This window comes from Streptomyces sp. ML-6 (genome assembly GCF_030116705.1).
GTDB lineage: Bacteria > Actinomycetota > Actinomycetes > Streptomycetales > Streptomycetaceae > Streptomyces.
In genome coordinates this window covers 6,555,142-6,580,885 of the sequence record NZ_JAOTIK010000001.1, presented here as the reverse complement: position 1 = coordinate 6,580,885, position 25,744 = coordinate 6,555,142, and the positions used below count along the sequence as shown (strand labels likewise).

Genomic DNA, 25,744 nt, shown 5'->3' with positions numbered 1-25,744 from the left:
GGTGCGCTCGGGACGGGGACCGGCTCGGCGCCGCGTCAGAGGTTGGTCATGTCGACCGGGATCTGCGGCTCGGTGCCGTCCCGCAGCACGGTGGCCTCGATCAGGCCGTACGGGCGGTCCGCCGCGAAGTAGACCTCGTTGTCGTTCTTGAGCCCGAACGGCTCCAGGTCCACCAGGAAGTGGTGCTTGTTCGGCAGCGAGAAGCGGATCTCGTCGACTTCGCTGCGGCTGTTGATGATGCGCGAACCCATCTGGTACAGGGTCTGCTGGAGGGAGAGGGAGTACGTCTCGGCGAAGGCCTGGAGCATGTGCTTGCGCACCTGCTCGTAGGACTTCTCCCAGTTCGGCATCCGCGCGTCGTCGCTGGTCCAGTTGTACCGCCACTTGGCGGACACCTCGGTCGCGAGGATGCGGTCGTACGCCTCCTTGAGCGTCGTGTACTTGTCCTTGACGTAGCCCCAGAACTCGGAGTGGGTGGAGTTCATCACCACGAGGTCCTTGAGCCCCGAGACGACCTGCCACTTCTCGCCGTCGAAGGTGATCTGGGTGGTGCGCGTCTCCTGGCCCCTGCGGACGAAGGAGTGCTTGACCTCGTCGGCGCCGATGAACTGCGCGTTGGCGTCGGAGGTGGCGATGCGCTCCCAGGCGTACTCCTCGATCCGGATCCGGGCCGTCCTGATCGGCTCCTGCGAGGTCACGAAGTGGCGGGCGAGGTGGATGCCGAACTGCTCGGCCGACTCGATGCCGTGTTCCTTGGCGAAGGCGTACACCGTGTTCTTGGTGGTGTCGGTCGGCAGGACGTGGGCGTTGGAGCCGGAGTAGTGGACGTCCTCCATGTCGCCGGAGAGCGCGACGGAGACGTTCAGGTCCTTGATGTGGTGGGTGTCGCCGTCCCGCGTGATCCTGACGACGCGGTTCTCGGCCTTGCCGTACTGGTTCTGGCCGAGGACCACCGGGCGGGGCTGGTGGGGATTGGCTGTCATGTCGGTGCTAGCTCCCTCGGTAAACGGAGTAGCCGAACGGGTTGAGCAGCAGCGGTACGTGATAGTGCTCGCCCGGAGTGACGGCGAAGGTGATCGCCACCTCCGGGAAGAACACACCGCTGTCCCTTACGCGGGGGGCGTCCTGCTGCGCCTCGGCTTGCTTCTTGCTGGCGAAGTACGTCCCGGTCTCGAAGTCGAGCCGTACGTGGGTGGTGCCCTCCGGCAGTGCCGGCAGGTCCTTGCAGCGTCCGTCCGCGTCGGTCGCGGAGCCGCCGAGTGCCCTCCACGGTGCGTCGGCGCCGCCGCGGGCGGCGAGCGTGACGGTGACGGCCGCGGCGGGGCGGCCGATGCTGGTGTCCAGGATGTGGGTGGACACCGATGCGGTGGCGGAGGTGCTCAAGACCTTCACTCTCCTTCTGATGCGCGTGCTGCGGTACGTGTCCGGGGTGTTTCCGGGACGCGTCCCGTGTTACGTGTCTTCCGTGACGAGACGGGTGAGGCGGATGCGGTTGATCTTGCCCAGTTCGGTGCGCACCTGCTCGCGCTCCTGCTCGGGCGAGTTCCCGATCCGGGCCTTCACCGCGTCGCGCATCTGCTCCCCGGTGGCCCCGGTGGCGCAGATCAGGAAGACGTGTCCGAACCGCTCCTGGTAGGCCAGGTTCAGTTCGAGCATCTCGGCCTTGAGTTCCTCGGAGGCTCCGGCCATCCCCCGCTGTTCGCGGGAGGAGGTCGGGTCACCGGGCTTCGGGCGGCCTATCGGGGGGTGTCCGGCCATCGCTTCGGCCAGGTCCTCCGGGGTCAGTCCGGCCGTGGCGGCGTCACTGGCGAGAAGCATGTCCGGCAAGGCGGTGTATGGGCGTCGGGAGAGGATCGCTCTTCCCCATGCCGCACTGGCGCACACCTCGTGCAACGTGGTGAGGGCCTCGTCGTCCGCCAGGGTGTTGAACCGGGCGAGGCCCGGCGTGGAGCTCGAAGTCACGGGAGCCTCCGTGGCTGTTTCGCTGTGCGTTTTTTCGCGCCGCGTCGGTCGGGCTGCGGATAGCTAACGCCTTCCACAACACCACGTCAACACTTTGTTGAAATTACTCGAACGCAAAAGGCCGCCGTCCGTTCCTCCGGACGACGGCCCCACGCGATCCCGCACCGTCTTTGTGCGCCCACGGCCTCAACTACTCGGCTTTGGCGGCATTTTCCCTGTTCAGGTAGTTGTAGATGGTGAAGCGGCTGACGCCCAGCGCACTCGCCACGGTCTCCACCCCGTGCCGCACCGAGAAGGCACCGCGTGCCTCCAGGCTCCGCACCGCCTCCTGTTTGGCCCTGCGGTCCAGCTCGGCGAGCGGCTTGCCGTGCCGGCGCTCCATGGCGGCCAGGATGTGGCCGAGCGACTCCGAGAGCTGGGGCAGCCGCACGGCTATGACGTCCTCGCCCTCCCAGGCCAGTACGACGTCGTCGGCCCGGGCCTGCTCCGGTACGAGCAGCTCCGCGCCCATGGCGTCGACGAGCGGTTTGACCGCGGCGACGAGCGGGTGATCGGCCGGTTCGGTCACTTCGCGTCCTCCCCGATCACGTTGACCTGGAGCGACACCCGGGTGGCACCCGATGCCAGGGTTCTGCGCAGCAGGGTGTCCACCGCGGTGAGCACCTCGTCGGCGCCGCCCTCGGCAGTGTTGCCGAAGGGTCCGACGTCCACCGCGTCCAGGTCGGCCGTCCGGAGGACCTCGCGGGCCACGACCGCGTGGGCGGGTGCCTCGTCGAGATCGAAGGGCTCGGTGGTGAACTCCACTCTCAAGCGCACTGTGCCTCCCTCATGCGCGCTCCGCGTCGCTGCGGAGCCCGCGGCTCGGGCCCGACCCTAACGGACCCGCGCCGGGGCCGGGCGACGCCGGTCCGGCCCGGTCAGCCCCGGCCCGGGGCGCCGCCCCCGTACGGCAGGACGCACACGGCGACCGGGGCCGGGAAGGCGCCTCCGGTGCGGGTCAGGCCGCCGGTGCGGGCGTCGACCCGGAAGACCGTGACGGTGCTCGACCTCTGGTTGGCCGCGAAGAGCAGCCGCCCGTCGGGCGAGAGGGCGGTGTGCCGGGGGAAGTCGCCGCCGACCGGCACCGTGTCGAGCAGCCGCAGCACGGCTCCGTCGTCCTCGACCGCGTAGCGCGTCAGGCTGTTGTGCCCCCGGTTGGCGAGGTAGGCGAACCGGCCGTCGGCGGTGACCAGGAACTGCGCGGGGTAACTGGTGCCGGCGCCGGTCCCGGTGGACTGCGGGGCGCCCGGGGACAGGGCGCCGGTGGCCGGGTCGTAGCCGCAGACGACGGCGGTGTCGTCGAGTTCGCAGGCCAGGTAGGCGAAGCGGCCCCCGGGGTGGAAAGCGAGGTGCCGGGGCCCGGCCCCGGGGCGCAGCGAGGCGTGGGAGACCCGGGCGAGCGTGCCGCGTTCCTCGTCCAGCCGGTAGGTGTACACGGTGTCGTTGCCGAGGTCCACGGCGAGGACGTGGCCGCCGTCGGGGGTGGTGATGATCTGGTGGGCGTGCGGCCCGTTCTGGCCGGGGCCGGGCGGCGGCGTGTCGTGGGCGACCAGGTCCGTGCGCTCCCCCAGCGAGCCGTCGGCCCGGACGGGGTGGACCGCGACGCTGCCCGAGGTGTAGTTCGCGGTGAGCAGCCACCTGCCGGTGGGAGGGACGGAGAGGTGGGTGGGCCCCGCCCCGCCCGTGTCGCGCGCGCCCAGCACCCGGTGGGCGCCGTCGGGCGAGAGGGCCACGGCCGTCACCCGACCCCGGTCCTGCTCGTCGACCGCGTAGACGGTGCCGCCCGAGGGGTGCAGGGCCAGGTAGGAGGGGTCGGCCACGCCGGTGATCGCGGGGCCGGCGGTGATCGCCCCGGTGCGGGGGTCGTAGCTCGCGGTCCCGATGCCCGTGCCGCCGCCCTGGGCGGAGGTGTACGTGCCGAGCAGCAGGCGCGGGGTGGTGCGCGGGCGGGCGGCGGCGCGCGCCGGGTCGGGTGCGGGCGCCGGGGGGCCGGCCGGGGCGGGGGCCATCGAGAGGGCGGCGCCGCCGATCAGCGCTCCGAGGACGGTGCGGCGGCTGGTGGCGTGGTTCATGCGGGACACCTCGCGTGGGGGGTCGGTCGGGTCGGACGCACCGGCCACCCTGGCCCGCCCCGCGCCCCCTCGGCAACCGGCCCGATTCCGCCACGCCCGCGCAACCCGCGCGCAGGCGGCCGGCCCGAATTCCGGGCACCCCCTTGACAGCCTCCCCACTGCCGGGCAATCTTCCATCACGTAGAAAGTAACTTCCGCAATACGGAAGGAGCGCCGAACCCTCATGGGCTACCCGGACCAGCGCTTCGATGTGAACCTTTCGATCCTCTTCACCGAGCTCCCCCTCCTGGAGCGCCCTGCGGCCGCCGCCGCGGCCGGCTTCACCGCGGTGGAGCTGTGGTGGCCCTGGGCCGAGACCCCCACTCCGCCGCAGGCCGAGCTCGACGCCCTCAAGAAGGCGCTCGACGACGCCGGCACGCAGCTGGTGGGGCTGAACTTCTACGCCGGCCGGCTGCCCGGCCCCGACCGCGGGGCGCTCTCCGTGCCCGGCACCGAGTCGGAGCGCTTCCGCGCCAACATCGAGGTGGCGGCCGGCTTCGCCGCCTCGGTCGGCTGCAGGGCGCTCAACGCGCTCTACGGCAACCGGGTGGACGGCATGGACCCGGCCGCGCAGGACGAACTCGCCCTGGAGAACCTGGTACTCGCCGCCCGCGCGGCCGACCGGATCGGGGCGGTGCTCCTGATCGAGACCCTCAACGCACCGGAGTCCCCGCACTACCCCCTGGTGAGCGCACCGGCCGGGATCGAGGTCGTCGACCGGGTCAACGCGGCGACCGGCCTCGGCAACGCGAAGTTCCTCCTCGACCTGTACCACCTGTCGATGAACGGCGAGGACCTCGGCCGGGCCATCGCGCGGTACGCCGGGAAGACCGGTCACGTCCAGATCGCCGACAACCCGGGGCGCGGCGCGCCCGGCACCGGCTCCCTCCCGCTGGAGCAGCTCCTCGATCAGCTGACGAAGGCCGGTTACGACGGCTGGGTCGGCCTGGAGTACAAGCCGGGCGACCGGAGGGGCGCCGAGGCCTTCGAGTGGCTCCCGGCCACCGCGCGGGCCGCCCGCTGAGGGCGGCCGCCCCCTCAGGGCTGTCCCGTAATCCCCGGCGGGACAGCCCTTCGTACACACGCTTATTCGGAAGGCACCCTCATGAGCAGCAATCTCCCCAAGGTCGCGTGGATCGGGCTCGGCATCATGGGCTCCCCCATGTCCGAGAACCTGATCAGGGCCGGGTACGACGTCACCGGGTACACCCTGGAGCGGGCGAAGGTCGACCGGCTGGTCGCGGCCGGCGGCACCGGCGCGGGTTCCATCGCCGAGGCGGTCCGGGATGCCGATGTCGTCATCACGATGGTGCCCGCCTCCCCGCAGGTCGAGGCCGTCGCCTACGGCCCCGACGGCATCCTGGAGAACGCGCGGCCCGGCACCCTGCTGATCGACATGTCGTCGATCACGCCGCAGACCTCCGTGGACCTCGCGAAGAACGCGAAGGACAAGGGCATCCGGGTCCTCGACGCCCCGGTCTCCGGCGGCGAGGCCGGCGCGGTCGAGGCGGTGCTGTCGATCATGGTCGGCGGCGAACAGGCCGACTTCGACCGGGCCGGACCGATCCTCCGGGCGCTCGGCAGAACCATCGTGCTGTGCGGTCCGCACGGCTCGGGCCAGACGGTGAAGGCCGCCAACCAGCTGATCGTCGCGGTCAACATCCAGGCGTGCGCCGAGGCCGTGGTCTTCCTGGAGAAGTCCGGGGTGGACCTCACCGCCGCGCTGGACGTCCTCAACGGCGGCCTGGCCGGATCGACCGTCCTGACCCGAAAGAAGGACAACTTCCTCAAGCGGGACTTCGCGCCGGGCTTCCGGATCGACCTGCACCACAAGGACATGGGCATCGTCACGGACGCCGCCCGCAACGTCGGCGCCGCACTGCCCGTCGGCGCCGTGGTCGCCCAGCTCGTCGCCTCGCTGCGCGCGCAGGGCGACGGCGGCCTGGACCACTCGGCGCTGCTGCGCGCGGTCGAGCGCCTGTCGGGGCAGCCCGTCGAGGCCTGACCGGACGGGGCCGCGGGCCGGACACCCCCTCGCGGAACGCCCCGTACCCCTTGACTTCCGGGCGGCGTCGGCGCTGACACCTGTCCTGTCGCGCCCAGGCGCCGGCGCCGTCCGGAACACCTCGCAGCCAGATTCAACAAACTGTTGACGCCGGGTTCGGGGCGTACTTACGCTCCTGGAGCCCCGAGCCGTCGCAGTCCAGCAACTCAGCAGCTCCCGTACGGAAGGTCGCCCCGACACCATGACGCAGCGTGTGCTTACGACCGAGTCAGGCGCCCCGGTCGCCGACAACCAGAACTCCGCCACCGCAGGCGTCGGTGGCCCGATCCTCCTCCAGGACCAGCACCTGCTGGAGAAGCTGGCCCGCTTCAACCGGGAGCGCATCCCGGAGCGCGTGGTCCACGCCCGCGGCTCCGGCGCGTACGGCTACTTCGAGGTGACCGACGACGTCACCGCCTTCACCCGGGCCGACTTCCTCTCCGAGGTCGGCAGGCGCACCGAGACGTTCATCCGCTTCTCGACCGTGGCCGACTCGCTGGGCGGCGCGGACGCGGTGCGCGACCCGCGCGGCTTCGCCCTCAAGTTCTACACGGACGAGGGCAATTACGACCTGGTCGGCAACAACACCCCGGTGTTCTTCATCAAGGACCCGATCAAGTTCCCCGACTTCATCCACTCGCAGAAGCGCGATCCGTTCACGGGTCGTCAGGAGCCGGACAACGTCTGGGACTTCTGGGCCCACGCCCCCGAGGCGACGCACCAGGTCACCTGGCTGATGGGCGACCGCGGCATCCCCGCCTCGTACCGCCACATGAACGGTTACGGCTCGCACACCTACCAGTGGACGAACACCGAGGGCGAGGCCTTCTTCGTCAAGTACCACTTCAAGACGAACCAGGGTGTGCGCTCCCTCTCCAGCGAGCAGGCCGCCGAACTGGTGGGCAAGGACGCCAACTCGCACCAGACCGACCTGCTGCAGGCCATCGAGCGCGGGGTGCACCCGTCCTGGACGCTGTACGTGCAGGTCATGCCGGCCGCCGAGGCCGCGGGCTACCGCTTCAACCCGTTCGACCTGACCAAGGTGTGGCCGCACGCCGACTACCCGCTCCAGCGGGTGGGCCGGCTGGTGCTGGACCGCAACCCGGACAACGTCTTCGCCGAGGTCGAGCAGGCCGCGTTCTCCCCCAACAACTTCGTGCCCGGCATCGGCCCCTCCCCGGACAAGATGCTCCAGGGCCGGCTGTTCGCCTACGCGGACGCGCACCGCTACCGGCTCGGCGTCAACCACACCCAGCTCCCGGTGAACGCGCCGCGCACCGCCGTCGTCGACAACTACGGCCGCGACGGCCTGCACGCCACCCGCAACGGCTCGCGCCACGACAAGAACTACGAGCCCAACTCGTACGCGGGCCCCGTCCAGACCGACGCGGCGCTCTCCGCCCCGCTCGCGATCCACGGCTGGACCGGCACCCACGCGGCGCCCGCCCACACCAAGGACGACGACTTCTTCCAGGCGGGCGAGCTGTACCGGCTCATGTCCGAGGACGAGAAGGGCCGCCTGGTCGCCAACATCGCGGGCGGGCTCTCCCGGGTGACCCGCGACGACGTGATCGAGAAGAACCTCGCCCACTTCCACGCCGCCGACGCCGACTACGGCAGGCGCGTGGAGGAGGCGGTCCGCGCCCTGCGCGAGGACTGACCCCCGAGACCCTGCCCGTGCGCCGTGCACCCGGATGAGGGGTGGCACACAGCACGGGCAGGACGAGGCCGCGGCGGCGCGCGACGTCAGTGCGGTGGCGGAGGCCGGAGCGTCCCCTCGCCCCCTGACCTGAAGGGGGCGCAGACGCCCGGCCCGCTCGCCGCCGCCGCGGTCCCCGAGACTTCCCCGGCCGGGGCGTGCGGCACGGAAACGGTTTCCGTGCCGCAGGCCCCGGCCGTTTTCGCGCGCCCTCCTCTCCCTCTCTCCTTGCGTACGGCCCGGAGCGGCCGACCCGCTCCGGGCCGACCGTGTTCCCGGGCCGCGTACGGACCGTGGTCGGCCGAAGGGGCCGGAGCCCGGTCCGTGCGCGGCCTCGGCCCGGAGCCCCGGCGCCTCCGCGGGACGGATGCGCCGCGGCCCCGTCCCGGGGTTCGGGACGGGGCCGCGGCCGGCCTGAGGGGTGCTCAGGACACCGTGAGCGGGCGGATCGCGGTCGGTGCGTGGGACGGCTCCGTGGCGAGCTCCTCGAACTCGTTGACCGACGCGATGTCCGTACCGCTCATCGCGATGTTCGTCACGCGTTCCAGGATCGCCTCGACCACCACCGGGACCCGGAACTCGGCGGCCAGCTTCTTCGCCTCCTCGAAGGCGGGCAGCAGCCGGTCCGGCTCGGTGACGCGGATCGCCTTGCAGCCCAGCCCCTCGACGACCTTGACGTGGTCGACGCCGTACACGCCGAGCTCCGGCGAGTTGAGGTTCTCGAACTCCAGGTTGACCTGGAAGTCGATGTCGAAGGTGCGCTGCGCCTGGCGGATCAGCCCCAGGTAGGAGTTGTTCACCAGGACGTGGACGTACGGGATGCGGTGCTGCGCGCCGACGGCCAGCTCCTCCAGCATGAACTGGAAGTCGTAGTCGCCCGAGAGCGCGACGACGGAGCCCTCCGGGTCGGCCGTGGCGACGCCGAGCGCGGCCGGGATGGTCCAGCCGAGCGGCCCGGCCTGGCCGCAGTTGATCCAGTGGCGCGGCCGGTGGACGTGCAGCATCTGGGCGCCGGCGATCTGGGAGAGGCCGATCGTGGTGACGTACCGGGTCTCGGGTCCGAACGCCCGGTTCATCTCCTCGTACACCCGCTGCGGTTTCAGCGGCACGTCGTCGAAGTGCGTGCGGCGCTGCAGCGTGGCCCGGCGCTCCTGGGTGGCGGCGGCCCACTGCGAGCGGTCCTTGAGCCGTCCGGCCGCCTTCAGCTCGCGCGCCACCTCGATGAACAGCCTCAGCGCCGCCCCGGCGTCGGAGACGATGCCGAGTTCGGGGGCGAAGATCCTGCCGATCTGGGTGGGCTCGATGTCCACGTGGACGAAGGTGCGGCCCCGGGTGTAGACGTCCAGCCTGCCGGTGTGGCGGTTGGCCCAGCGGTTGCCGATGCCGAGGACGAAGTCGGACTCCAGGAAGTTGGCGTTGCCGTAGCGGTGCGAGGTCTGCAGGCCGACCATGCCCGCGTTCAGCTCGTGGTCGTCGGGGACGGCGCCCCAGCCCATCAGGGTGGGGACGACCGGAACGCCCGTCAGCTCGGCGAATTCCACCAGGAGTCCGGACGCGTCGGCGTTGATGACGCCGCCGCCCGCGACGATCAGCGGGCGCTCGGAGGCGTCGAGCAGCTCCAGCGCGCGTTCGATCTGCTTGCGGGTCGCGGCGGGGGCGTGCACCGGCAGCGGCTCGTACAGCTCGGGATCGAACTCGATCTCGGTGAGCTGGACGTCGATGGGCAGGTCGATGAGGACGGGGCCGGGCCGGCCGGTGCGCATGAGGTGGAAGGCCCGCTGGAAGACGCCGGGCACCTGGGCGGCCTCCAGGACGGTGGTCGCGGCCTTGGTGACGGGCGCCGCGATCGAGGCGATGTCGACCGCCTGGAAGTCCTCCTTGTGGAGCACGGCGGTGGGGGCCTGGCCGGTGATGCAGAGGATCGGGATCGAGTCGGCGACGGCCGAGTAGAGGCCGGTGATCATGTCGGTGCCGGCCGGCCCCGACGTGCCGATGCAGACGCCGATGTTGCCCGGCCGGGCCCGGGTGTACCCCTCCGCCATGTGGGAGGCGCCCTCGACGTGCCGGGCGAGCGTGTGGTGAACCCCGCCGGAGGCCTTGAGGGCCGCGTAGAAGGGGTTGATCGCCGCGCCCGGCACGCCGAACGCATTGCTGACGCCTTCACGCTTGAGGATCTCAACTGCCGCTCGGGCAGCGGTCATTCGAGGCATTGAGTGCTCCTGCTGGGACCTGGCGGATTCGGGCTCTGTCGCGCCACCTGAGAGCACCAATTCCGTATTACGGAAAATTGATTCTGGTATGCGGAAGTAAATTTAAGGTGCGGCCCGACGGCCGTCAAGGGACGGCGCCCACAGGGGCCCGGGCGCCGGGACCGGCACACGAAATGCGCCAAGTCCCTCCCCGGCGCCCCGCTCCTGGTGAACCATGGGTGGGAAACGGAATGGGCCCGCCGCCCGGCACCGGTGCGTCCCGGTGCGCCGGCGCGGCGCCCGTCGCGGGACGGGCCCCGGGCCCGGAGGGAGACCATCGTGGAATCGGTGCCGGTACGCTGCCCGGCCTGTGGCCGCGACCACGCGTACAGCGCCCCGTCCTACCCCTGCCCGTGCGGCACCCCGACCGCCCCGTCCCTGCTGCCCGGAGCCCCGGCCGTACCGGTCACCCACCGCACCTGGAGCGACGACTGGGTGACGGTGCGCTGCCCCGGCTGCGGGCGCCACGACCAGTGGCCGCGACCGGAGCTGTACTGCCTCTGCGGGGCGGTGCTGCGCATCCCGGTCCGGCCGTCGGCGCCCCCCGGCGAAGCGGCCCCGCCGTCCCACATCCCGCTGCCGCGCACGGCGCCGGCGCCCCGGCCGGTGTTCCGGCCCGCGGCCGTCCACGGCGCGGACGACGCGATCGCCACCGCGGCCCGGTACCTGCGGTGGCTGGGCTACCGGGACGTCGCCCGGCCGTCGCACCCCTTCCCCTCACGGATCGCCCTACGGGCCCCCGGGCTGCTCGCCCAGGTCGACGCGTCGGCCCGTACGACCGCACTGCGCGACGTCGAGTGCCTCTGGCTGCACGCCCTCGACGCGTCGGCCACCGGCGTGTTCTTCTCGGTCGCGGGCTACGCGCCGGACGCCCGGACGCGCGCGGACGACCTGGGCGTGCCGCTGTTCACGATGGACGCGGCGGGTACGCCCCGGCCGGTCAACGGCCCCGCCGACGAGCTGCTCGGCACCGGGGCCCGGGCGTTCCCGTCCGAGCGGGACGACCAGGGACGACATACTGGACGCATGCGCATCCGTACCGCCCGCCGCTCCGATCTCCCGCTGCTCCAGGACATCGAGCGCGCCGCCGGCGAGCCGTTCCGCACGCTCGGCATGACCTCCGTCGCGGACGACGACCCGCCACCCCTCGACCTGCTGGACGAATACCGCCGGGCCGGCCGGGCCTGGGTGGCGGTGGACCCCGACGACCACCCGGTCGGCTATCTGATCGCCGACCCGGTCGACGGGGCGGCCCACATCGAGCAGGTCTCCGTGCATCCGTCCGCCGCGCGGCGCGGCCTGGGCGCCGCCCTCATCGCCCATCTCGACGGGTGGGCGGCCGACCGGCGGCTGGACGCGCTCACCCTGACGACCTTCTCGCACGTGCCGTGGAATGCGCCGTATTACGCCCGGCTCGGATTCCGCACGCTCGGCGAAGCGGAACTCACCGACGGGCTGCGGAAGATCAGGGCGGAGGAGGCCGAACACGGCCTGGACCGCTGGCCACGGGTCTGCATGCGGCGCGAAATCCCGCGCACCGCACAGCCGTAGCACCCCACCGGAACCGGACGACGACAGAGAGTGCAATCGGTCACGTTCGGGCCAGGGCACCACAAATGTTCGGCCCGTGTCAGTGGCGGGCCCTAAAGTAGTGCCCATGGTTTTAACTGCACGGCACACCCCATCCACCGACAGACCGCGCGCGACCCGTTCGAGGCCCCGCTCCGCCGCCCAGGCGAACGAGGCGATTCGGGCCTTCGTGGACGCCCGGGCCGGCCAGGACTGGTCCTCCGTGGAGTCCGCCGCCTACGAGGTACTGCTGATCGAATGGGCGGCCGCGACCCGGGGCGGTACCGGCGACATCATCGAGGCCGCCTGACCGCACCCGGGCCGGGCCGGTCCTACCGGCCGTAGCCCTCCCGCAGTTCGATCTTCCGGACCTTCCCGCTGACCGTCATCGGGAAGGTCTCCAGGATCTGCAGCCGCCGCGGGATCTTGTAGTGGGCCAGCTGCTCGCGGCAGTAGTCCGTCACCTCGTCCAGCGTCGGCGGGTCCGCCGGGTCCTTCGGGATGACGCAGGCCAGGACCTCCTCGCCGTAGGTTTCGTCGGGAATCCCCACCACCTGCACGTCCGCGATCTTCGGGTGGCGGTGCAGGAATTCCTCGATCTCCCGCGGATAGATGTTCTCGCCGCCCCGGATGATCATGTCCTTGATCCGGCCGACGATCTGTACGTAGCCGTCCTCCCGCATCACCGCGAGGTCGCCGGTGTGCATCCAGCGGCCCGCGTCGATCGCCTCGGCGGTGCGTTCGGGCTGTTCCCAGTAACCGAGCATCACGCTGTAGCCGCGGGTGCAGAGTTCGCCCGCCCGCCCGCGCTCCAGGGTCACCCCGGTCACCGGGTCGACGACCTTGACCTCGATGTGCGGCATGACACGGCCGGTGGTCCCGGTGCGGCGTTCCAGGTCGTCGTCGCGGCGGGTCTGGGTGGAGACCGGCGAGGTCTCCGTCATGCCGTAGCAGATGGACACCTCCTCCATGTGCATCTCGGCGACGACCCGCTTCATCACCTCGACCGGGCAGGTCGATCCGGCCATGATGCCGGTGCGCAGCGAGGAGAGGTCGTACGAGCCGAAGTCGGGGAGGTTCAGCTCCGCGATGAACATGGTGGGGACGCCGTAGAGCGAGGTGCAGCGCTCCTGCTGCACGGCGGCGAGGACGGCGGCGGCCTCGAAGGCGGGGGCCGGGATCACGATGCAGGCGCCGTGCGAGGTGGCGCCGAGGTTGCCCATGACCATGCCGAAGCAGTGGTAGAAGGGCACCGGCAGGCAGATCCGGTCCTGCTCGGTGTAGGCAATCAACTCCCCGACGAAATAACCGTTGTTGAGGATGTTGTGGTGGGAGAGCGTGGCCCCCTTGGGGAAGCCGGTCGTGCCCGAGGTGTACTGGATGTTGATCGGGTCGTCGCAGGACAGTTCGGCCTCGCGCGCGGCGAGCTGTCCCGGTGTCACGGCCCCGGCGCCGGCCAGCAGTTCGTCCCAGCTCGGGTCGCCGATGTAGTGCACGGCGCGCAGCGCGGGGCAGTCGACGCGGACCTGGCCGACCAGGGCCCGGTAGTCGCTGGTGCGGTGCGAGAGCGAGGCGACCAGGAGCGAGATCCCGGCCTGGTTCAGTACGTACTCCAGCTCGTGCGCCCGGTACGCGGGGTTGATGTTGACCATGACGGCGCCGATGCGGGCGGTGGCGTACTGCACGAGCACCCACTCCGGGCAGTTGACCGCCCAGATCCCGACCCGGTCCCCCTTGGCCACGCCCGACGCCATGAGCGCGCGGGCCAGTTCGTCGACCGCGGCGCCGAACTCGGCGTACGTCCAGCGCCGTCCCGAGGGGACGTCCACCAGCGCCTCGCGCTCGCCGAACGCCTCGACCGCCCGGTCGAGGTTGCGTCCTATGGTGTCGCCGAGCAGCGGTGTGGTGGCGGCGCCGTGCGCGTAGGAGAGCTCACTCATCGCAGGTTCCCCTCGTCGTACTCGGTTCCGGTGCCGGTGCCGCGGGCCGTGCGCTCGCGCAGTTCGATGCGGCGGATCTTGCCGGAGACGGTCTTGGGCAGCTCGGCGAACTCCAGCCTGCGGATCCGCTTGTACGGGGCGAGGACCGACCGGGAGTGCTCGAACAGCAGCTTCGCGGTGTCGGGGCCGGGCTCCCAGCCCTCGGCCAGGACGACGTACGCCTTCGGGACGGCGAGCCGGACCGGGTCGGGGGCGGGGACCACCGCGGCCTCGGCGACCGCCTCGTGCTCCAGCAGCGCGCTCTCCAGCTCGAACGGCGAGATCTTGTAGTCGGAGGCCTTGAAGACGTCGTCGGCGCGGCCGACGTAGGTGATGTAGCCGTCCTCGTCGCGGGAGCCGATGTCGCCGGTGCGGTAGTAGCCGCCGGCCATGGCCTCGGCGGTCCGGTCCGGGTCGCCGTGGTAGCCGGTCATCAGGCCCACCGGGCGGTCCGACAGGTCGAGGGAGATCTCGCCCTCCAGTGCGCCGGGCTCACCGGTGACCGGGTCCAGGAGCTCGACCCTGAAGCCGGGGCTGGGCCGTCCCATCGAGCCGGCCTTGAGGAGCTGGCCGGGGGTGTTGGCGACCTGCACGGCGGTCTCGGTCTGGCCGAAGCCGTCCCGGATGGTGACGCCCCAGACCCGCCGGACCGTCTCGATGACCTCCGGGTTCAGCGGTTCGCCGGCCGCGACGACCTCCCGCGGCGGGGTCTTCAGCTGGGAGAGGTCGGCCTGGATCAGCATCCGCCAGACGGTGGGCGGGGCGCAGAAGCTGGTGACGCCCGAGCGGTCCATCTCGGCCATCAGCCGGCCGGCGTCGAAGCGGGTGTAGTTGAAGATGAAGACGGTCGCCTCGGCGCTCCAGGGCGCGAAGAGGTTGGACCAGGCGTGCTTGGCCCAGCCCGGTGAGGAGATGTTGAGGTGGACGTCCCCGGGCTTGAGGCCGATCCAGTACATCGTCGCCAGGTGGCCCACGGGGTAGGAGACGTGGGTGTGCTCGACGAGCTTGGGGCTGGCGGTCGTGCCGGAGGTGAAGTAGAGCATCAGCGGTTCGTCGGCGTCGGTCTCCCGGTCCGCCTCGAAGGTCTCCGGCTGCTCGTCGGCGCCGGTGTACGACAGCCAGCCGGGCACCTCCGCGCCGACGGAGATCCGGGTGTAGTCGCCGGGCACCTCGTCGAACTTGGCGGTGTCGGCGTCCCGCACCAGGACGTGCCGGACCCGGCCGCGCTCCACCCGGTCGCGCAGGTCGACCGGGCCCAGCAGCGGGGTGGCGGGGATGACGACGGCGCGCAGCTTCATCGCGGCGAGGGCGGTCTCCCACAGTTCGACCTGGTTGCCGAGCATCACGAGGATGCGGTCCCCGGCCCGTACGCCCCGGGCGCGCAGCCAGTTCGCGGCCCGGTTGGAGCGGGCGGACATCCGGGCGAAGGACACCTCGGTGCGGCCGCCGTCCTCCTCCACGATGTGCAGGGCGGTGCGGTCGTTGTTCTCGGCGATGACGTCGAACCAGTCGAGCGCCCAGTTGAAGTGATCGCTGCGGGGCCAGCTGAAGCCCTCGTAGGCGGCGAGGTAGTCCTCGCGATGCCGCAGCAGAAAGTCCCGGGCGGCCCGGAACGTCTCCGTCGCACTGGTTGCCGACATGTGCCCTCCTCATTGCGGACCGGACCGGTCTCTTAACATGATGTAAACAGTGACCCAGGTCTCACCACCCCCGAACGGGGGTGCAGCGAGGGGTGGCCGATCCCCCGGACCGGGCAGGGAGGCGTCAGCGTGCCGGAATCCGTCGATGCGGTCGAGATGCAAGCCGCGCTGCTGCGGCTGCGCCGGACCAGCGGACTGCCCGTGGCCTTCGGCGGACTGCTCGCCGATGCCCGCCATGCCCGCATCGCCGAGCTGAACGGGGCGCAGACCGCCGCCCTGCGCGGTCTCGTCATCTCGGCGGGCAGCGGGCTGGGCGGCAAGGCGATCGCCCTGTCCCGGCCGTGCGCGGTGACCGACTACCCCTCCTCGCGCCACATCAGCCATGAGTACGACCTGGCCGTCGCGGCGGAGGGCCTGCGCTCGGTGGTCGCGGTGCCCGTCGTCGTGCGGCGCAGGGTGCGCGGGGTGCTGTACGGGGCGCTGCGCGAGCCGATCACGCTCGGGGACCGCACGTTCGACGCGGCGGTGGCCGCCGCCCGGGACGTGGAGCAGGCCCTGGTCGTGCGGGACGAGGTGCAGCAGCTGCTGGCCACGACCCGGGAGCAGGTGACGGACCCGAGGGCGGCCCCGGAGGCGTGGGAGGACGTCCGCGAGGCGCACCGCGAGCTGCGTTCCCTGGTCCCGAAGGTCGTCGACCCGGCCCTGCGCGACGAGCTGCTGGCGGTGTGCGGGCGGCTCGCGTCGGCGGCGGGTTCCCGCAGGACGGAGCCCGGCGGGGTGCGGCTGGCGCCGCGCGAGGTGGACGTGCTGGCCTGCGTGGCGTCGGGGGCGACGAACGCGGCGGCGGCGAAGCGGCTCGGGCTGCGGCCGGAGACGGTCAAGGGGTACCTGCGTGCGGCGATGCGCAAGCTGGGGGCGCACACCCGGCTGGAGGCGGTGGTGGCGGCCCGGCGCGCGGGACTGCTGCCGTAGGCGTCTGTTGTGTCGGGCCGCCGTGGCCGGTGGCGGCGGGGCCGCCTCCCGTGACGGCCCCGCCGCTCTCGCCGTCCTCATCCGAAGTCGACGAATGTCGCGAACCTGATGTCGTACGCGTCGGCGTCCGGTGCGGTCAGGGTGGTGAGCATCCGCACGGCCTCCTCGGTGACGGCGTCGCGGTCGGCGTGGCCGAGATCGCCGAGCGGCTGCACGGTGAGGGCCGCGGTTCCGGAGCCGGATTCCGGACCGGTACCGGCGCCCAGTCGCCAGATCGCCGCGAGGAAGCCGTCGACCAGTACCGTGCCGTACGCCTGGTTGCCGTTCCCGTTGCGTCCCCGGTACTGGGGCGGGATCACCCGCGTGCGGTCCGCGTGGCCGAGCAGCACGTTGTCGAACTCGGGCAGGAAGCGGGGCGGGGCGGGGGTGTCCTCGTCCGGGCGCGGGGCGTCCGGCAGGTCGAAGAGTTCGGTCCCGTTCCCGTCCCGGAAGGTGATCAGCCGCGGGCGCAGCCGTTCGAAGACCTCGCGCAGCCGGGTCAGCCCGGCCCAGCTCTGCATGTCCCGGACGGAGGCGGGCCCGAAGGCCCCCAGGTAGCGCAGGACCAGGTCGTCCGGGGAGGGGACCCGTTCCGGGGCGCCGTCGAGCCAGTGCCCGAGGGTGGTGAGCATGACCTGGCCGCTCCTCCCCCGCACTCCGCGCGGGGTGACCTGGACCAGCGGCAGCAGGCAGCGGGCGGCCGTCCCCAGCGCCTTCGGGTCGGCGTCGGGCCACTGCGCCGCCAGCGCCTCGCGGATCTCCTTGGGCGTACGGGGCCGCTCCTCGACGAGTTCCCGGGCGGCCGTCCGGAGCCGGTCCCGGTCCACTCCGACGAGCCCCTTGCGGAACAGCTCGACCTCCCGGTCGCGCGCCGGCTGGACGAACGGGCGCAGGGTGAGCGCGTCGGCGGCGGTGTGCAGATGGATGGTGGACCGCAGGGTGACCATGCGGACCGCCTCGCGGGACTCCAGCAGCGCGGCGAGCTCGGCCGGATCGAAGCCGTCGAGGCGGGCGAGGAGCTGGTGGTAGGGCGGTTTGACGTTCTGCGCCTGGAGGCCGACCAGGTGCTCCACGGCGTCCTTCGCCGGCATCACGGTGCGGCGCAGCAGCAGCTGGCGCTCCAGCGTGGCGCGGTTCAGCGCGCGGGTGGACAGCACGGCGGGTGCGGCGGGGTTCCTCTGGGCGGCCATGAACGGCACGCTACGCACCCTTGCGGACAGCTTCGGTCCTCATCGGGCAACGGGCGGCGATCCGCGCGCCCCGTCGGGCGCTCCGCCGGCGCGGACCGGAGCCGATTGTTGCGATCGGGTCGCGCGACCCGATCGACCAGGGCTATTCTCCGGTCGAGCCATGTGTGGCGAACGGGCAAGGGGCCCGGTTCTTTCTTGGGGGTTGGTGTGGTTTCTGGTCGCGTCGTGCGGTTCGACGGAGCTCGGGGATACGGGTTCATCGCGCCCGATCACGGTGGTGAGGATGTCTTTCTCCATGTGAACGACATGTTGATCCCCGAGTCCTATGTGCATACGGGTACGGCTGTCGAGTTCGAGATCGAGGACGGTGACCGCGGGCTGAAGGCCTCGTCGGTCCGGCTCGCCGAGGGGGCGGACGGGAAGCCCGTGACGCCGCCGAGGCCTGCGGCGGTCTCCGGGGCGTCGGACGACGACGCCCTGTGCGACGTGCTCAGCTCGGCCGAGTTCACGCGGGACGTCACCGATGTCCTGCTGGAGTCGGCACCGACGCTGACGGGGTCTCAGATCCTGCAGATCCGGCGCGGGTTGCTGCAGTTCGCGAAGAACCGCGGCTGGACCGAGGGCTGACCCGGACAGCACACAGCAGGGCCGACGCCCCGCGACCGGACCCCTCGGGTCGTCCCGGTCCGCGGGGCGTCGCGCCGTCCGCGCCGGTTCCGTCCGCGCCGGCCCGCCTACACCGGTCCGTCGCCACCCGGGGGCGCGCCCTGTTGTTCACCCTCCACCTCCCGCACCACGGTCGGGGTGCCGAGCATCTGGTGGCCGCCACTGGCCAGCATGCGGACCTCGCCCCGGTCGTTGATCTCCGCACGCACGATCCCGGTCTCGTCCTCGTAGACCGGGTGTCCGCCCGCCCCCGACTGGGCGGTGCGCCAGACGGTCACCGTGTCGTCCTCCACGGCGGACGCCTGAAACACCAGCTGGTAGCTCTCCGGGTAATCCATGGCGGCCTCCCGTGACAGGTGGGGCAGGGCACTTCCGCCTGTACCTTCCATGGTCTCTCCGTCCGGCCCGTCACGCCCGAGCAGCGGCCTCGCGCCCGGGCCACTTATCCTGAACCCGTACGGGCGGTTCGACGACATTCGGGCACACACCGCACGAAGGCCCCCTTTGTCCCGAGTCGTATGCGTCGCGTGCACGGCATGCACGGCATGTGCGACCGGGATCCCCGAGGATCGGGAAGGGACACACCATGAATGATGCCGACCGGGGAGATGACGTCTACCAGCCCCAGCAGCCGGAGGCCTCGGACCCCATGGAACAACTCGACGTCGAGGACACCCTGGACGACCGGGGTCTGACCGACGCCCTCGACGAGGGCTACTCCCCGCCCGAGCGCCCGTGGGCGGTGGAGGATCTGGGCACCACCGCCGCCGAGCAGCACACCGGCGAGTCGCTGGAGAGCCGGCTGGCCAGGGAACTGCCCGACACCACCGCGATCGACGGCGACGGGGACGGCGTGGGGGATCTCTCCGACGGCGACGGCGAGCCGTGGGACGGCGAGGTGGGCACGGTGCGCGCCGGCCGGCTCACCCGGCAGCTGGACATCGACGAGCCGGACACCCTGGCGGCCGAGGACGTCGGCATCGACGGGGCCGGGGCCTCCGCCGAGGAAGCGGCCATGCACGTGGTGTCGGAAGGTTAGAACCGTCCCGTACCGGTCCGGTTGGCACCCCTCCCCCGTACCGCCCCTCCCCGCCCCCGTACCGACCCGCTGGCCGCCGTGCGCGGCCACGACGGGCTCGCGGCCACCAGCAGCGGTGCCCACCAGCGGTTCCCCGGCTTCGCGTTCCGGCCGACCGGCACCCACCACCGACGGGCCCCACGGCCTCGTGTGCTTCGGCCGGGAACCGGTCTCCGCCGCCCGGTCACCGCGTCACCGCCTCGCCCCGGGCCGCCCGGCCGCCCGCGACGACGCCGCGCGGGTCTGGGCCGGGAGCGTGGCGAGGCCGGGGGCCTGCTCCAGCGGGCGGTCGGTGAAGAAGCGGGCCGCGAGGTCAGCGACGTCGTCCGGCCGCTCCAGGACGACCCAGTGGTCGGACTCCCCGATCGTGACGAAGCGGCTGCCCTCGATCGTGGCCGCGAAGGCGCGCTGCCGTTCGGGCGAGGTCACCGTGTCGTGCTCGCCGGCGAAGACGAGGGTCGGCACGCCCGTCAGTCCGCCGGAGAAGTCCGGCCGGTGCTCCAGCGCCCGGTGCAGGGACCGCACGGCGTGCGGGGAATGGTTCAGGGCGTGCAGGAACGAGCGCCGCACATAGCGTCGCGCCAGTTCGCCCCGGTGGACCCGGCGCTCGGGGTCCTGGCACATCAGCACCCCGGCGGCCAGGTCGGCGAGCCCTTCCAGGTCGCCGGTGTCCAGCCGGCCGACGGCGCGGCTCCACCGGTCGCGCTGGTCGTCGGTGATGTGGGACGGCACCCCGCCGAGGACCAGCCGGGCGACGCGGCCGGGGTCGCGCCGGGCGCAGCCGAAGGCGATCGCCGTGCCGTAGGAGAACCCGAAGAGGTTGACCTTCGGCACCCCGAGGTCGTCGATGATCCCGGCGACGGCGGCGCACAGCACCTCGTTGCCGGTGCCGGCCGGCATGGGGTCGGCGTCCCCCATGCCGGGCAGGTCGGCGGTGACGACGGAGGCGAGCGGCCCCAGGTGCTCGTCCATCTGCGGCCAGCCGTGCATCCCCTGGAGCGCGCCGCCGAGCACGATGACCGGCTCGGTGCGCGGTGTGGGCTGCCGCAGGACCCGGTAGCCGTAGCGCAGTCCGTCCACCGACAGGGTCCGGATGATCTCGTCGGCCATGGTGGCTCCGTGTCTCTGGGGTTTCCGGTCAGGGCCTGGTGAGGACGAGCGCGGCATTGTGTCCGCCGAAGCCGAGCGAGGTCTTGACGGCCGCGTCGAACGTTCCCCGCCGGGCCTCCTTGCTCACCACGTCGACGGGGACGGCGGGGTCGGGGGCGTCGAGGTTCACGGTGGGCGGGACGAGTTGGTGCTGGAGCGCCAGCACGGTCAGTGCGGTCTCGATGCCGCCGGCCGCCCCGAGCGTGTGCCCGGTCATCGCCTTCGTCGAGGTGACCAGGGGGTGTTCGCCGAGGACCCGGTGCAGCATCGTCGCCTCGATGAGGTCGTTGGAGACGGTCGAGGTGCCGTGGGCGTTGACGTGTCCGATGTCCCGGGCGTCGATCCCGGCGTCCGCGAGCGCGGCGCGCAGCGCCCGTTCGACGCCCCGGCCCCCGGGGTCGGGGGCGACGGCGGAGTAGGCGTCGCAGGCGGCCCCGTAACCGGCGATGTGCGCGCGGACGGTGGCGCCGCGGGCCCGGGCGTGCTCCGGCCGCTCCATCACGAGGAGCCCCGCGCCCTCGCCGACGACGAAGCCGTCGCGGTGGAGGTCGAAGGGGCGGCAGGCGGCCCCGGGGTCCTCGCGCCGGGTGGAGACGGCCTTCAGCTGGCAGGCGCTGGCGATCAGCAGCCGGGAGCAGACCGATTCGGCGCCGCCCGCGACGACGACGTCGCAGGCCCCGGTGCGGAGCATCTGGTGGGCGGTGCCGATGGCGACGGTGCCGGAAGAGCACGCGGTGGAGACGGCCTGGCTCGGGCCGAGGGCGCCGAGGTCGGTGGCGACGCTGCTGGCCGCGCCGTTGACGACGGTGAGCGGGGCGAGTTTCGGGGAGACCCGGCGGGCGCCGCGTTCGGCGAGGACCGCGTGCTGTTCGTCGTAGAAGGGCAGTCCGCCGTGGGCGGAGCCGATGACGACGGCGACCCGTCCGCCGTCCCAGAGCAGGGGGTCGAGTCCGGCGTCGGCGACGGCCTCGCGGGCCGCGATGACGGCCAGTTGCGAGAAGCGGTCCATCAGCCGCGCGGTGGCCACCCCGAGCACGGTCCGGGGGTCGAGACCGGTGATGGTGTACATGAAGTCGCAGGGCAGGCCGTCGAGTTCGGGCCGGTGCAGGACCGAGGGCGGGTCCGCCGCCCCGGTGACGGCGCTCCAGGTGGCCCCGGTGCCGGTGCCCGCCGCGGTGACCAGGCCGATTCCGGTGACGGCGGCGGCGAACGGCTCGGGACGGTACGGGCGGCCCGTCACGCGGCGATCCTGCGGTGCACCGCGTCGACGAGCCGTCCGACGGTGTCCCGGGAGGTCAGGTGTACATCGTCCAGGTCGACGCCCAACCGGTCCTCGATGAGCAGCCGGAGCTCCTCCAGCGCGAGGGAGTCGAGCCTGAGGTGACGCAGCGACACCTCGGGGTGGATGGCGAGGGGGTCGGTCCCGAAGTTCGCCACCAGCAAGTCGTTGATCTCTTCTGCCGTGCTCATGCGGCGCTCCTGCGCTCTCGTACGCGGTGACGCCCTGCCGCGTGAGGGGTGAGTGCCATCGAGGGACGCCGGCCGGTCCGGAGGAACCCTTTATACGCCTTCGCGAAGAAGAAACCGGTCCGCGTTCCCCCGTACGACGTTGGGGCGACCGGGTGTACGAATCCGGCGGCCCGCGCCGACCGGCGCGTCGGCACCCGTACCGCCCGGTGTTCCGGTGTCCGCGGCCGCGGACCGGAGGGGCGGGCACCCCCGGGGAAGCGCGGGTCCACACCGTCGGTCCGGTCGCCGGGCAGGTCACCGGGCATCCCTGAACATTGCTCAACTCCGTTGGGGTGAAAGGGAGTTCGACACACCGTCAGATGATTGTCATGCCCTTAACAGATAGATAGTCTGGGCGGGCTTCGCGGCCCCTCGGCCCCACCCCACTCGGGCCCGGGGGCCATTCTTCTCCCCCCACCCACCGAGCAGGAGCAGGTATGCCCAGACGTCCCGCCGCCCTCACCACGGGCCGCGCATCCGTCCTCGCGGCCCTCACCGCCACCGTCCTGACCGTGACCGGTACCCCGGCCCTCGCCGCCCCGGGCGACGAGCACCCGATGAACCGGGCGTTCGCACGGGCCGCCGCGGAGTTCGACGTCCCCCGTGATCTGCTCGCGGCCGTCGGCTACGGCGAGACCCGGCTCGACGGCCACTCGGGACGTCCCAGCCAGGCCAACGGCTACGGCGTGATGCACCTGGTGAGCAACCCCACCAACCGGTCGCTGGAACGGGCCGCCGACCTCACCGGCGAACCCCTCTCCGAGCTGCGCACCGACACCGGGGCCAACATCATGGGCGGCGCGGCGGTGCTGCGCGCCCACGCGGACAAGCTCGGTCTCGACGCCCGGGAGCGCGACGACATCGACGCCTGGTACCCGGTCGTCGCCCGGTACAGCGGCTCGCAGGGGGCCCTCGCCGCCCTGTACGCCGACACCGTCTACACCTTCCTGGCCGACGGGCTCGACGCCGTCGCGCCCGGGGGCGAGCGGATCTCGGTGACAGGCCGTCCGGTCGCCCCGCAGAAGGGCTCGGTCCCCGCCGCCGACCTGAGCACCCGGAGCACCGACTACCCGTCGGCGCTGTGGGCCGCGGCCCACACGAACAACTACACCGAGGGCCGCACGGAGAAGATCGACAAGGTCATCGTCCACGTCACGCAGGGCTCGTACGCGGGCTCGATCAGCTGGTTCCAGAACCCGACGGCGGAGGTGAGCGCCCACTACGTGGTGCGGTCCTCCGACGGCCAGATCACCCAGACCGTGCGCGACGGCGACACCGCGTACCACGCCCGGAGCGCCAACGCCTCGTCGCTCGGCATCGAGCACGAGGGCTTCGTCGACGACCCGTCCTGGTTCACGGACACGATGTACCGCTCGTCGGCGGCCCTGACCAAGTACCTGTGCGACCGGTACGGCATCCCGAAGGACCGGGCGCACATCCTGGGGCACAAGGAGGTGCCGGGCAACGACCACACCGACCCCGGCCCGTACTGGGACTGGAACCGCTACATGGAGCTGGTCGGCGGGGACACCGGCGGCGAGACCGGCGACGGGCTGAGCTTCACCTCGTACGCGACCCAGCAGAGCGGCTCGACGGGCGCCCAGGTCAAGGCCGTCCAGCGGCTGCTGAACGAGCAGGGGCAGAACGCCGGCGCGGTGGACGGCAGCTTCGGGCCCACCACCAAAAGTGCGGTGATCGCCTACCAGAAGGCGCACGGCCTGGTGGCCGACGGTGTGGTGGGGGCCAGGACCTGGACCGCGCTGCTGTCGGCGGGTGCGGCGACCTCCCTCCAGGAGGGCTCGTCGGGCGACGCGGTCAAGCGGCTCCAGCGTTCGCTGACCGCGGCGCTCGGCTCGACGGTCGCCGTCGACGGCAGCTTCGGACCGGCGACGACGACCGCGGTGCGCAGCTACCAGACGAGCCGGGGCCTGGTGGCCGACGGTCTCGTGGGGGCCAAGACCTGGGCGGCGCTGCAGGCCGGGCGCTGACGGACGTCTTCCGGACCTTCCCGGACGCCCCTTGGACACCCCGCGGGCGGGGCGGCGCGGCACGGCCCCGCGGCGCCCCGCCCGTCCCCGTTCGCCCGTCGGCCCGTCACTCGGACGGCGGGCCGGCGGGGCACCGCCCGCCGGGCGTCGGGCGCACGCAATGTCCCGGCAACCTTCCGGAAACCCTTGACGTTTCTCCCGACTCGTTCTTAACCTCACTGCGTAGTTCGTACTTCTTGCAGTTCACGTGCTGCGGCGCTTTCCGCAGTGTTTTGACAGGCACAGACACAGACCACCTGTCGGTGGTTTCGTCATGCCTGTTTTTTTCATGCTCCCCGTGCCGCCGATGGGTCTTCCTCGGAGGCGGATTCATGGCACAACGTCCGAGCGTCAAAGGCGTCGGCGACGTCGTTGCGCTCATCGATGGGCTGGGAAAGATCACCGGCCGGGCGCAGGTCATCTGGTTCCTCGTGTTCGGCGGGCTGTTCCTCGACGCCTACTCGAACGCCGCGCTGAGCGCCGGTCTGGGACCGATGACGACCCAGATGGAGCTGACCAGCACCCAGGTGTCGATCCTCACGGCCACCGCTCCGGCCCTGGCGATCGTCTTCAACCCGGTGGGCGGCTGGCTCGCCACCCGGATCGGCCGCGTCCCCCCGCTGCTCCTCGCCAAGGTGTTCGCCATCGCGGGGGCCCTGCTGGCCGCCTTCGCCGGTGACTTCACCGTCGTCTGGCTCGGCCGGGTCCTGGTGGGCGTCGCGTACGGCATCGACTTCGCCGTCGCCATGGCGCTGCTCGCCGAGTACACCCCCGCGAAGCTGGGCGGCCGGCTGAACCTGTGGCAGGCCGTCTGGTACGTCGCCACCACCAGCAACCTCGCGCTGGCCCTGCTCTTCTTCAACCTGGACGTCGGCGCGGACATCTGGCGCTGGTCGGTCGGCTCGGCCGCGGCCGTCGCCGGTGTCCTGCTGGTGGGCCAGTGGCTGATGCTCAAGGAGAGCCCCACCTGGCTGGCGAGCAAGGGCCGGCTGGACGAGGCCGTCGCCAACCTGGACCGGATCTACGGCATCGAGGCCGTCGCCGGCCGGCCGGACGAGGTGACCCGGGCCGCGGCCGAGGCGCCCGCCATCGGCTTCCGCCAGGCCGGGCTGCTCTTCAAGGGCGACTACCTGCCCCGGACGATCCTCTCCTCGGTCATCTCGCTCGGTCAGTCGATGCAGTACTTCGCGGTCGGCTGGTACCTCCCGCTGATCAGCCTGACGATCTTCGGCGAGAGCTTCGAGAAGGCGACGATCGGCTCGATGGTCTTCAACGCCTTCGGCATCGCGGGCGGCCTCCTCTCCGCGTACTTCGGCCGCCGGCTCGGGCTGCGGCTCAGTTCCGCCGCCGGGTTCGCCGGGGTCTTCGTGGCGCTGCTCGCGATGGGGCTGACCTTCGAGAAGGTGCCCACGGCCGTGGCGTTCCTGCTGCCGGTGCTGTTCATCCTCTGCCACTCCGCGGGCCCCGGCGCCAACGGCAAGTCCATCGCCGCGCTCTCGTACAGCAGTGACGTCCGTGCGCTCGGCACCGGGGTCACCGGGATGGTCGGCAGTTTCGGCAGCGTCGTCGGGCTGTACGTCTTCCCGCAGATCAAGGACTCCCTCGGGCTGGCCGACACCTTCCTGGTGCTCTCCGTGGTGCCGCTGCTCGGCCTGATCACCTGCCTGGCGATCAAGTGGGACCCCACGAAGGCCGCCTCCCCCGACGAGGTCGCCGCACGGGCCGGATCGACGGAATCCGCGGCGCCCGCCACCGCGCGCTGACCGGCCGCCGGACCCGTCGCACCCCACGATGGTCCCCTCCCCTCCGTACCCCTCCGCAC

At 72.0% G+C, this 25,744-nt stretch carries 24 protein-coding genes and 1 pseudogene; 11 read left to right on the top strand and 14 right to left on the bottom strand.

Annotated elements, in window-relative coordinates; translation table 11 throughout:
- Window positions 1-35 precede the first annotated feature (35 nt).
- The 6 genes from pucL to OCT49_RS28990 all read right to left on the bottom strand — a co-directional run bounded on the left by pucL (window position 36) and on the right by OCT49_RS28990 (window position 4,073).
- Window positions 36-983: a factor-independent urate hydroxylase gene (gene pucL, locus OCT49_RS29015; protein WP_283854752.1), complete on the bottom strand. Its 948-nt coding sequence runs from the start codon at window positions 981-983 to the stop codon at window positions 36-38.
- Between the two features lie 7 nt (window positions 984-990).
- Window positions 991-1,383: a hydroxyisourate hydrolase gene (uraH, locus tag OCT49_RS29010; RefSeq protein ID WP_283854751.1), complete on the bottom strand. Its 393-nt coding sequence runs from the start codon at window positions 1,381-1,383 to the stop codon at window positions 991-993.
- Window positions 1,384-1,452: 69 nt separating this feature from the next.
- Window positions 1,453-1,962: a 2-oxo-4-hydroxy-4-carboxy-5-ureidoimidazoline decarboxylase gene (uraD, locus tag OCT49_RS29005; protein ID WP_283854750.1), complete on the bottom strand. Its 510-nt coding sequence runs from the start codon at window positions 1,960-1,962 to the stop codon at window positions 1,453-1,455.
- 190 nt (window positions 1,963-2,152) lie between these two features.
- Window positions 2,153-2,530, bottom strand: a complete 378-nt coding sequence (locus OCT49_RS29000; RefSeq protein WP_283854749.1) for a helix-turn-helix domain-containing protein — start codon at window positions 2,528-2,530, stop codon at window positions 2,153-2,155.
- Window positions 2,527-2,778, bottom strand: coding sequence for a YkoF family thiamine-binding protein (locus OCT49_RS28995; RefSeq protein WP_283854748.1), 252 nt, complete (start codon window positions 2,776-2,778; stop codon window positions 2,527-2,529). Before OCT49_RS28995 ends, OCT49_RS29000 begins: the two co-directional genes overlap by 4 nt.
- Window positions 2,779-2,879: 101 nt before the next feature.
- Window positions 2,880-4,073, bottom strand: a complete 1,194-nt coding sequence (locus tag OCT49_RS28990; protein WP_283854747.1) for a lactonase family protein — start codon at window positions 4,071-4,073, stop codon at window positions 2,880-2,882.
- Window positions 4,074-4,296: 223 nt separating this feature from the next.
- On the opposite strand from OCT49_RS28990, the gene OCT49_RS28985 reads away from it, so the two are divergent.
- From OCT49_RS28985 to OCT49_RS28975, 3 genes are all read left to right on the top strand, one after another.
- Window positions 4,297-5,136, top strand: a complete 840-nt coding sequence (locus OCT49_RS28985) for a TIM barrel protein (protein ID WP_283854746.1) — start codon at window positions 4,297-4,299, stop codon at window positions 5,134-5,136.
- Between the two features lie 81 nt (window positions 5,137-5,217).
- A complete protein-coding gene (locus OCT49_RS28980) occupies window positions 5,218-6,117 on the top strand; it encodes a 2-hydroxy-3-oxopropionate reductase (RefSeq protein ID WP_283854745.1) in 900 nt (299 codons plus the stop codon).
- A 241-nt stretch (window positions 6,118-6,358) separates the two neighbouring features.
- Window positions 6,359-7,816: a catalase gene (locus OCT49_RS28975; protein WP_283854744.1), complete on the top strand. Its 1,458-nt coding sequence runs from the start codon at window positions 6,359-6,361 to the stop codon at window positions 7,814-7,816.
- A gap of 464 nt (window positions 7,817-8,280) precedes the next feature.
- On the opposite strand, the gene gcl is transcribed toward OCT49_RS28975, so the two are convergent.
- Window positions 8,281-10,056: a glyoxylate carboligase gene (gene gcl, locus OCT49_RS28970; protein ID WP_283854743.1), complete on the bottom strand. Its 1,776-nt coding sequence runs from the start codon at window positions 10,054-10,056 to the stop codon at window positions 8,281-8,283.
- A gap of 327 nt (window positions 10,057-10,383) precedes the next feature.
- Here gcl and OCT49_RS28965 point away from each other — a divergent pair.
- From OCT49_RS28965 to OCT49_RS28955, 3 genes and pseudogenes are all read left to right on the top strand, one after another.
- Window positions 10,384-11,082, top strand: a pseudogene (locus OCT49_RS28965) (hypothetical protein); the annotation flags it as partial.
- Between the two features lie 48 nt (window positions 11,083-11,130).
- A complete protein-coding gene (locus tag OCT49_RS28960; protein ID WP_283855978.1) occupies window positions 11,131-11,655 on the top strand; it encodes a GNAT family N-acetyltransferase in 525 nt (174 codons plus the stop codon).
- 106 nt (window positions 11,656-11,761) lie between these two features.
- Window positions 11,762-11,983, top strand: a complete 222-nt coding sequence (locus tag OCT49_RS28955; protein WP_283854742.1) for a hypothetical protein — start codon at window positions 11,762-11,764, stop codon at window positions 11,981-11,983.
- Between the two features lie 22 nt (window positions 11,984-12,005).
- Here the strand turns inward: OCT49_RS28955 and OCT49_RS28950 are convergent, their stop codons facing one another.
- Window positions 12,006-13,613 carry an AMP-binding protein gene (locus tag OCT49_RS28950; protein ID WP_283854741.1) on the bottom strand — a complete coding sequence of 536 codons (1,608 nt, stop codon included), beginning with the start codon at window positions 13,611-13,613 and terminating at the stop codon, window positions 12,006-12,008.
- A complete protein-coding gene (locus OCT49_RS28945) occupies window positions 13,610-15,292 on the bottom strand; it encodes an AMP-binding protein (protein ID WP_283854740.1) in 1,683 nt (560 codons plus the stop codon). The genes OCT49_RS28950 and OCT49_RS28945 overlap by 4 nt, the downstream gene beginning before the upstream one ends.
- 129 nt (window positions 15,293-15,421) lie before the next feature.
- Here OCT49_RS28945 and OCT49_RS28940 point away from each other — a divergent pair, with 129 nt between their 5' ends.
- Entirely contained in the window at window positions 15,422-16,264 is an 843-nt protein-coding gene (locus tag OCT49_RS28940) for a response regulator transcription factor (protein ID WP_283854739.1), read from the top strand.
- A 77-nt stretch (window positions 16,265-16,341) separates the two neighbouring features.
- Here the strand turns inward: OCT49_RS28940 and OCT49_RS28935 are convergent, their stop codons facing one another.
- The gene (locus tag OCT49_RS28935; RefSeq protein ID WP_283854738.1) at window positions 16,342-17,493 is read right to left on the bottom strand and encodes a winged helix DNA-binding domain-containing protein; all 1,152 of its coding nucleotides are present in this window, start codon (window positions 17,491-17,493) and stop codon (window positions 16,342-16,344) included.
- A gap of 207 nt (window positions 17,494-17,700) precedes the next feature.
- Here OCT49_RS28935 and OCT49_RS28930 point away from each other — a divergent pair, with 207 nt between their 5' ends.
- Complete coding sequence (locus tag OCT49_RS28930; protein ID WP_283855977.1) at window positions 17,701-18,120, top strand: cold-shock protein; 420 nt, start codon at window positions 17,701-17,703, stop codon at window positions 18,118-18,120.
- A 107-nt stretch (window positions 18,121-18,227) separates the two neighbouring features.
- Here the strand turns inward: OCT49_RS28930 and OCT49_RS28925 are convergent, their stop codons facing one another.
- On the bottom strand, window positions 18,228-18,497 hold the full coding sequence (locus tag OCT49_RS28925; RefSeq protein ID WP_283855976.1) for a DUF6296 family protein: 270 nt from the start codon (window positions 18,495-18,497) through the stop codon (window positions 18,228-18,230).
- A gap of 248 nt (window positions 18,498-18,745) precedes the next feature.
- Between OCT49_RS28925 and OCT49_RS28920 the strand changes: the two genes are divergently transcribed.
- Window positions 18,746-19,198, top strand: coding sequence for a DUF5709 domain-containing protein (locus tag OCT49_RS28920; RefSeq protein ID WP_283854737.1), 453 nt, complete (start codon window positions 18,746-18,748; stop codon window positions 19,196-19,198).
- 231 nt (window positions 19,199-19,429) lie between these two features.
- On the opposite strand, the gene OCT49_RS28910 is transcribed toward OCT49_RS28920, so the two are convergent.
- From OCT49_RS28910 to OCT49_RS28900, 3 genes are read right to left on the bottom strand one after another with little or no spacing between them, the layout of a single operon-like run.
- Window positions 19,430-20,347 (bottom strand): alpha/beta fold hydrolase, encoded by a 918-nt coding sequence (locus OCT49_RS28910; RefSeq protein ID WP_283854736.1) that lies wholly within the window; start codon window positions 20,345-20,347, stop codon window positions 19,430-19,432.
- 28 nt (window positions 20,348-20,375) lie between these two features.
- Window positions 20,376-21,626 (bottom strand): beta-ketoacyl-[acyl-carrier-protein] synthase family protein, encoded by a 1,251-nt coding sequence (locus tag OCT49_RS28905; protein WP_283854735.1) that lies wholly within the window; start codon window positions 21,624-21,626, stop codon window positions 20,376-20,378.
- Window positions 21,623-21,856, bottom strand: a complete 234-nt coding sequence (locus OCT49_RS28900) for an acyl carrier protein (protein ID WP_283854734.1) — start codon at window positions 21,854-21,856, stop codon at window positions 21,623-21,625. Before OCT49_RS28900 ends, OCT49_RS28905 begins: the two co-directional genes overlap by 4 nt.
- 476 nt (window positions 21,857-22,332) lie before the next feature.
- Between OCT49_RS28900 and OCT49_RS28895 the strand changes: the two genes are divergently transcribed.
- Both OCT49_RS28895 and OCT49_RS28890 read left to right on the top strand, forming a co-directional pair.
- The gene (locus tag OCT49_RS28895) at window positions 22,333-23,883 is read left to right on the top strand and encodes a peptidoglycan-binding protein (protein WP_283854733.1); all 1,551 of its coding nucleotides are present in this window, start codon (window positions 22,333-22,335) and stop codon (window positions 23,881-23,883) included.
- A 371-nt stretch (window positions 23,884-24,254) separates the two neighbouring features.
- Window positions 24,255-25,685 (top strand): MFS transporter, encoded by a 1,431-nt coding sequence (locus OCT49_RS28890; RefSeq protein ID WP_283854732.1) that lies wholly within the window; start codon window positions 24,255-24,257, stop codon window positions 25,683-25,685.
- Window positions 25,686-25,744 lie beyond the last annotated feature (59 nt).